The sequence below is a fragment of the Methylibium sp. genome (assembly GCF_013817365.1).
Classification (GTDB): Bacteria; Pseudomonadota; Gammaproteobacteria; order Burkholderiales; family Burkholderiaceae_C; genus Methylibium.
The window spans coordinates 1-6,293 of sequence record NZ_JACDCU010000241.1 but is presented as its reverse complement, the minus strand read 5'-3'; the positions used below and the strand labels follow the sequence as shown (position 1 = coordinate 6,293).

The 6,293-nt window shown below is 64.5% G+C and carries 5 protein-coding genes and 1 pseudogene; 3 read left to right on the top strand and 3 right to left on the bottom strand.

The window, feature by feature from the left end; all coding sequences use genetic code 11:
* Nucleotides 1-243 (top strand): EAL domain-containing protein (locus tag H0W38_RS14335; RefSeq protein ID WP_292455209.1); only part of this gene is annotated, 243 nt, incomplete at its 5' end.
* A gap of 167 nt (nt 244-410) precedes the next feature.
* Here the strand turns inward: H0W38_RS14335 and H0W38_RS14330 are convergent.
* A complete protein-coding gene (locus H0W38_RS14330; RefSeq protein WP_292455207.1) occupies nt 411-1,310 on the bottom strand; it encodes a YihY/virulence factor BrkB family protein in 900 nt (299 codons plus the stop codon).
* Between the two features lie 92 nt (nt 1,311-1,402).
* Between H0W38_RS14330 and H0W38_RS14325 the strand changes: the two are divergent.
* A pseudogene (locus H0W38_RS14325) lies at nt 1,403-1,519 on the top strand (catalase); the annotation flags it as partial.
* A gap of 43 nt (nt 1,520-1,562) precedes the next feature.
* On the opposite strand, the gene H0W38_RS14320 reads toward H0W38_RS14325, so the two are convergent.
* Nucleotides 1,563-2,999: an MFS transporter gene (locus tag H0W38_RS14320; protein ID WP_292455204.1), complete on the bottom strand. Its 1,437-nt coding sequence runs from the start codon at nt 2,997-2,999 to the stop codon at nt 1,563-1,565.
* Nucleotides 3,000-3,182: 183 nt separating this feature from the next.
* Nucleotides 3,183-5,246, bottom strand: a complete 2,064-nt coding sequence (locus H0W38_RS14315; RefSeq protein ID WP_292455202.1) for an ATP-binding protein — start codon at nt 5,244-5,246, stop codon at nt 3,183-3,185.
* Between the two features lie 149 nt (nt 5,247-5,395).
* Here H0W38_RS14315 and H0W38_RS14310 point away from each other — a divergent pair, with 149 nt between their 5' ends.
* Nucleotides 5,396-5,881 (top strand): hemerythrin domain-containing protein, encoded by a 486-nt coding sequence (locus H0W38_RS14310; RefSeq protein WP_292455199.1) that lies wholly within the window; start codon nt 5,396-5,398, stop codon nt 5,879-5,881.
* Nucleotides 5,882-6,293: the final 412 nt, after the last annotated feature.

Sequence of the window (6,293 nt, the reverse complement as noted above, 5' to 3'; positions counted from 1 at the left end):
CATCACCGTGTGCTCATCGAAGCCACGGTGCGCGTCGCGCGCAGCCTCGGCATGCAGACCGTGGCCGAGGGAATCGAAACGGAAGGTCAAGCCGTCGTGCTGGCTGGGCTGGAGTGCGATAAGGGTCAGGGCTACCTCTACGCTCGGCCCATGCCTTCCCAGGAGGCAACGGACTGGCTGACGGAACGGGTGTCGGATGATTGCGAAGTGCTTCTTCCACGAGCGAACCGAAGGCCACGGTGACCTGGAGGGCGGGGCCGTGACGGCAGGGCGGTCGGCCTCCGGGTCAGGGCCGTCGGCGCGTCCGCCGTGAAGCACCAATGCCTGACCGCAACGGTTCGACTGCGAACAAATCCCTTCGGTAGGCAGTCCATTAGGACCCTCGTGCCTTATCGCCGAACGAGCGCCCCTCAGTCGGTGCGGAAGGCTTGCGGCGGGGCTTCTGGCTGACCTCGCTCGATGCGCTCGTACTCCGAGATTACTTGCGCGCCGAACAGCAGCAGCGCCGCGGCAATCTCCAGACTGAGCAGTAGGACGATTGCGGTCGTCAGCGATCCGTACACCAAGCTGACCTGCGACAGTGTGCTGAAGTACCAAATCAGGAGGTGGCGTGTCACTTCCCAGAGCAGTGCAGCGGTGACGGCACCGATCAATGCGTGTCGCAACGCCAGCTGCCCCACCGGCATCACCATGTAGACAGCGGTCAACACGAACACCTCGCCTGTCAGGCCCAATACGTACAACAGCACACCGGAAAAGCCGCTGAGCGACCACTCACGGCCGAACGTCTCGACGCTCTCTTCGCCCATCGCTTGAAGGCTGCCGGCCACCAGCGTGACCAGCAACAGACCGGCACCGAGCGTGAGGATGTAGCCGTAGGGCAGGAGTGCCGATACGATGAAGTGACGCCGCCGCACCGCGACTCTGTGCAGGAAGATCACCGACATTGCGTTCTCAAGCACAGTGAATGCAAGCGAGCTGAAGAACAGCATGGTTGCCAGCAACACCCAACCGATGATGTCGCGGTGCATCAAGAACTTACTTAATTCGTCGACGATGGCGCGCGACTGGCCCGGAATCAGCCACTCCAGGTAGAGCCCAATCGTGGCCAACAAGTCCCCCTGGTCAATGACGTGAGACAGCGCAATGACGCTCAGGATGAGCAGTGGCACGATCGACAGCAGCGCGTAGTAGGCCACGGCGCCCGCCAGCAGCAGCCCCTGGTTCGCGCGGAACGCCTTCAGCGCGCGGAGTGTGAAACTCCCAGGGTGGGCGAGCACATATCGGGCTTGATGTCCGAGCAAACGCATGGCGTGACCTTAGCGCCATCCCGACGGTGTTGATTTAGGGTGCGCTGCCCACCGTGCGTCCACTAAAACTGGGTTATCACGGGAATGTGAACCGTGGGCCTGCGCTTCTCGAGGATCAACTGCTTCGAGAAAAAACTACCGCGTTCGATCACGAGCGCATTCCGGAACGCGTGGTGCCCGCGCGAAGCGCCGCAGCGCACGGCTTTTTTGCAGGTCGCGCGACCGTGAAGCCCCGGGCGCCGACGGTGCGCTTCAGGGCGCGGGTGGTTTCCTTCGCAGTCGGCTGAACATGCGCCGTTCCGAAAGCCGCTCGAACGAGACAAGGCTGCCGAGCAAGCCGCCCACGGACGACAGGTGATTCACCGTGCGCAAGGCCTCGAGTGCCAGTTCCTGCACAACCTGCCGCTCACTCACCTCGTCGCCCTCTCGCACACGGGACAAGGCATGCATCACGTACAAGCCGAGAAGTGCCGACAAGGCGAACAGGAACTCCATGTGGGAAAAGCGCAGCAGCGACACTTCGTCCTCGCGCATCGGCGAAACCCAGCGCACGACGACCGACAACTGACTGAGTTCGAACCACTGGGCGATGGCTCCGCCGGCCAGGGGCGCCAGGCCGCCGGCGGCGGAGGAAATCAGCCCGATGGCGGCCAAGTAGGCCGTGCCCTGCCCCTGCGGCGCCAGTTTCAGCCCGAGGTTGCCGGTGGCCAGCGCGATGCCCCCGCTGGCCGCTCCCATCACGACATGCAGCAGATAGAGCAGCGCAAGCTGTAGCCCATAGGGCTCTCCGACGCGGGTGAAAACCAGGCCCGCCATGCAGGCGAAATAGGCCGGCAGGGCGACGGCGAGGACCGCCTTGTTGGAAAGCCGGTCGGACACCCGACCCCACAGCAGCAACGTCAACGCATTGGCGAGCTGGCTGGTGACCCACAGCGTGGTCACCACGGTCAATGAATAGCCGAGCTGTTGGAGCAGGTAGACCGTGAGAAAGGGCGCAGCCAGGTTGCTTGCGAGGTTCCACGCGCCCAGCAGGACCAGCAGGCTGCGGAAGTTGGCGTCTTGCAGCGGCACCCTGAGCCGCTGCACAAGCGATGCCGGCGGCCCCGCGTCGTGCATCTGCGGCTCGGGCGAGCGGGCCAGGTAAAACGAACTGACGAAGCCGGCGATGCCGGCTGCCACAAACGCGATGGCGTAGGCGTGCAGGGGGTTGCCGAACGGCAGGTGGTCCACGAGCAGACCGGCGGCCAGCGTGCCCACGCAGGCCAGCGCGGTGGCCAAGAGCAGCCGTCGCGCAAAGAAGACTCCGAGCACGTCCGGCGGCAGCAACTGGTGAAACCAAGAATTGATGGCACAGGAGGCGATCGAGCCCAGCGCCGAGATCAGCAGGTGCGCGGTGATGAGCAGCGCCAGCTGGCGACCGTCTCCCACGGGCATGAAAGGCAGCAGCGCCAGCAGAAGGATCAGGGCGCGCGCGATCGTGAGCCCGATGACGCCGATCCTCTTTCGCTGGCGCACCCGCTCGACCAACGCGAGGGCAGGCAGCTGGAAGACCTGGGTGAGGAACGGGATCGCCGCGAGCAGCCCCACGACGAGCGGGCCTGCACCGAGCGCCAGGGCGAAGGCGAGCAGGACCACGCCGCCCGAGAGCGCCCCTGTCAAGCTCGCCCAGGCCGCATCGGCGACGAGCATGCTTTTGGCTACCGCGAGCTCTTGAGCGGAGACTGATGCGACAGGACGAAGGTGCATGGGGGAAAGGCTGCGCGCACAAGACGCATGGGCTGCCCTAAGCAGCCGTTGTGCCCGAGATCCTCCTTCGGGCGACCTTGGCAGCGAGACCTGCTGTTCTGGCAGTTGCCGCGGCAGTCAAAGCCATCAGACCGGGTGCCGACGATCGGTGCGTGCTGTGAGCTCCTTCAAGGTGTCGCGCAGCGTCTGGGGCTCCACGGGCTTCGTCAGGTGGCGATCGAAGCCGGTCGCTGCGGTGCGCTTCTGATCCGCCTCGGAGCCCCAGCCCGTCAGCGCCACCAGCACGACCCCAGCATGCCGTGGGTGTGCGCGCAATGCACGGGCCACCGCAAAACCGTCCATGCCCGGCAAGCCCAGATCGAGCAACACTGCATCGGGAAGGAAACGCTCCGCAGCTTCAAGGCCGGCCGGTCCGTCAGCGGCTCCCACAGCCTCGAAGCCCATCGTTTCGAGCAAAGTGAGCAGGGAGGTCAGTCCATCCTCGTTGTCCTCTACGACCAGCACTCGCACGCCTGCGCTGTCTCGGGAGCCGCGATCGATGAGCGCCGCAGAAGCGTCCGGCACCAGACGTTGTCGTTGCTGCAGCGGCAACTCGACGGTGAAGGCGCTGCCCTCGTCGAGCCCCTTGCTGAACACCCTCACGTCTCCGCCGTGGAGCTGCACCAGCGTCTTCACCAGTGCCAGTCCGATACCAAGACCTCCCTGCGCGCGGCTTGCGGTGTGGTGCAACTGGGTGAACATCTGGAACAGCCGGCCCTGCTGGTTGGGCGGTATGCCGATGCCGTTGTCGACCACTTCGATCAAGGCATGGCCGTCCGATTTCCACGCCGCCACCCGGATGCGTCCACCGTCCGGGGTGTACTTGGCGGCGTTGTTGAGCAGATTGCCCACGATCTGCACGATGCGCGCAGGGTCGGCAATGATGAAAACGTCTTCGTCGGGCAAGCTGACTTCCAACCGGTGCCGCGCCGCTTCGAGCGCAGGCCGAGACGTCTCGACCGCTTGCTCAAGCAAGCCGCGCAGCCCGACCGGCTCGAGCTTGAGATTGATGAGACCACGATTGACGCGCGAGAGGTCCAGCAGGTCGTCGATCAGCCGCGCCATGTGGCCGACTTGACGGTCGATCATGTCTTGCGCCTGCTTCGCCCGGTTCCCACCCGGCGGCGCAAGGCGCAGGATCTCGCTCGCGTAGCGCAGCGGCGCCAGCGGGTTGCGCAGCTCGTGCGCAAGGGTCGCGAGAAAGTCGTCCTTGTGCCGATCCTGCTCAAGCAGCTTTGCGGTATCCCCAACGCGCTCGATGTGCGCCCAGCAACGTTCGACCACCTCGCTGACGATCGCGACTTCTTTGTCGCCCCATCGGCGCGGGTGACTCTGGTGCACCGCCATCATCGCCACCAGCCGCCCTTCCTTGACAAGCGGTGCACAAATGATCGCCTTGATGCCGATGGCATTGAACATGCGGCCACCGCCCTCGTCGCCGAGTTCGCGATCCACATCGTGGATCACCAGATTGATGCTTTGCCGCAGCATCGACACCGCCTGAGGACCAAACGACGTCAGTGAGTAGGTTCCCGCGCTGCTGGCAACTCCGGCGATCGACCAATCATTGCGAATGTGGAAGCGGTCACTGTCAGCTTCCACGTCGGCGTAGGCGGTCCGCGTGGCGCCGAGATGTTCACCGAGCAGCCGGGCGGTGATGCCCATTACTTGGGTTGCATCGACGATGCTGCGCGTAGCGACGCCCAGTTCATCGAAGAAGCGCAGACGCGCCTCGCTTTGCGTCAATGCGGCCTCGGCGCGATGGCGGTCGGTCACGTCAATGCAGTAGCCGACCCATTCGACCACGCGCTTGCCCTCGAACACCGGGGCGCCTTCCGCTGTCACATCGCGGTACTCGCCGTCGTGCCGGCGCAATCGATAGTCGGCAGCAAAGCGACGGGTCTGGCGAAGCGCAGATCGCCATTCTTCGAACAAGCGCTGACGGTCCTCGGGATGAATCGCCTCAAGCCAGCCGTGGATCTCGTACTGCTTGCGTGTCTGCCCGGTGAAAGCAGCCCAGGACGGGTTCTCGGACTGAATGCTGCCGTCGGGATCTGTCGTCCAGACGATGGCGAGCGTCGTAGTCGCAAGCGCGCGCAGTCGCGCGTCCTTCAACCGCTCCCCTGCCTCGGAAAACCGATCCCTACTCATGCGGCGCATCATGCCCCAGAGCTTTTTCCAGGCAAAACTAAAAATGTGCGCGCCAAGGATCGGTTCTACAAGCGGTACCGCTCAACGTGAATAGAACCATGCGGGAACAGCGATTGCTCAGGCGCATCAACTCAACAAAGGACATCCTCATGGCTACCCGAACTCGCACTGCAGCCAGCAAGAAGACAAGCGCAAAGGCTCAAGACGCCATCGCCCTCCTGCGCGCCGACCACAAGGCGGTTTCCGAACTCTTCGCACAGTACGAGAAGACGCGCAGCGCCACGAAGAAGCGCTCACTCGTGGATGCCATCTGCCTCCAATTGCGTGTGCATACGCAGATCGAGGACGAGATCTTCTACCCCGCTGTCAAGGCGGCGCTGAAGGACAAGGAGCTCGTTCCAGAGGCCAGCGTCGAGCACGCCACCGTCAAGAACCTCATCGAACAAGTCGAAGGCAAGGAGCCGGACGGAGAAATGTTCGATGCGAAGATCAAGGTGATGTCCGAGTACGTCAAGCACCACGTCAAGGAGGAACAGAACGAGATGTTTCCCAAGGCGAAGGGGACCAGGCTTGACATGAGTGCTCTGGGAGCGCAACTGTTGGCGAAGAAGAACGAACTGCTTGCCCGAGCGTAGACCTTTGAGGTCGGCGCTGGCAGCAGGCCCTGGTTGCGGGCTTCTCCCCAGCGCCACCAAACGGCATCCTCGCGCCCAGGGGGAGACCGTCGGCGTCGATGCCGCCGGCTGGGCAAGGGCGGCGCCCGGCAACACCAGGGCCGCGGCGGCGGTCAGCGTGGTGAACAGTGCAGCGGCCAGGGCGTGCAGCGTGCGCGGCAGATGGAGCATGGAAGACCTCCTCTTCGTCGATGGCGGGGATTCAGCGTTCGCACAGCCCGAGTGCCGCCCGGTTCGGCGCGCAGGGCGCCGCGACCGGTGTGGCATGCAGCGGTTCGAGTGGCACGGCGTCCGCGGCCGGCAGGGCGGTGCGCTCGGGCGGCGATGTCTCCAGCGGCCCGACCCCGGCCGCCGACTCGCAAAGGGCCAGCAC

Coding starts and splice junctions, on each gene's coding strand:
- H0W38_RS14320 (WP_292455204.1), bottom strand. CDS start 2,999: ATGCTCGTCGCCGATGCGGCCTGGGCGAGCTTGACAGGGGCGCTCTCG.
- H0W38_RS14310 (WP_292455199.1), top strand. CDS start 5,396: ATGGCTACCCGAACTCGCACTGCAGCCAGCAAGAAGACAAGCGCAAAG.
- H0W38_RS14315 (WP_292455202.1), bottom strand. CDS start 5,246: ATGAGTAGGGATCGGTTTTCCGAGGCAGGGGAGCGGTTGAAGGACGCG.
- H0W38_RS14330 (WP_292455207.1), bottom strand. CDS start 1,310: ATGCGTTTGCTCGGACATCAAGCCCGATATGTGCTCGCCCACCCTGGG.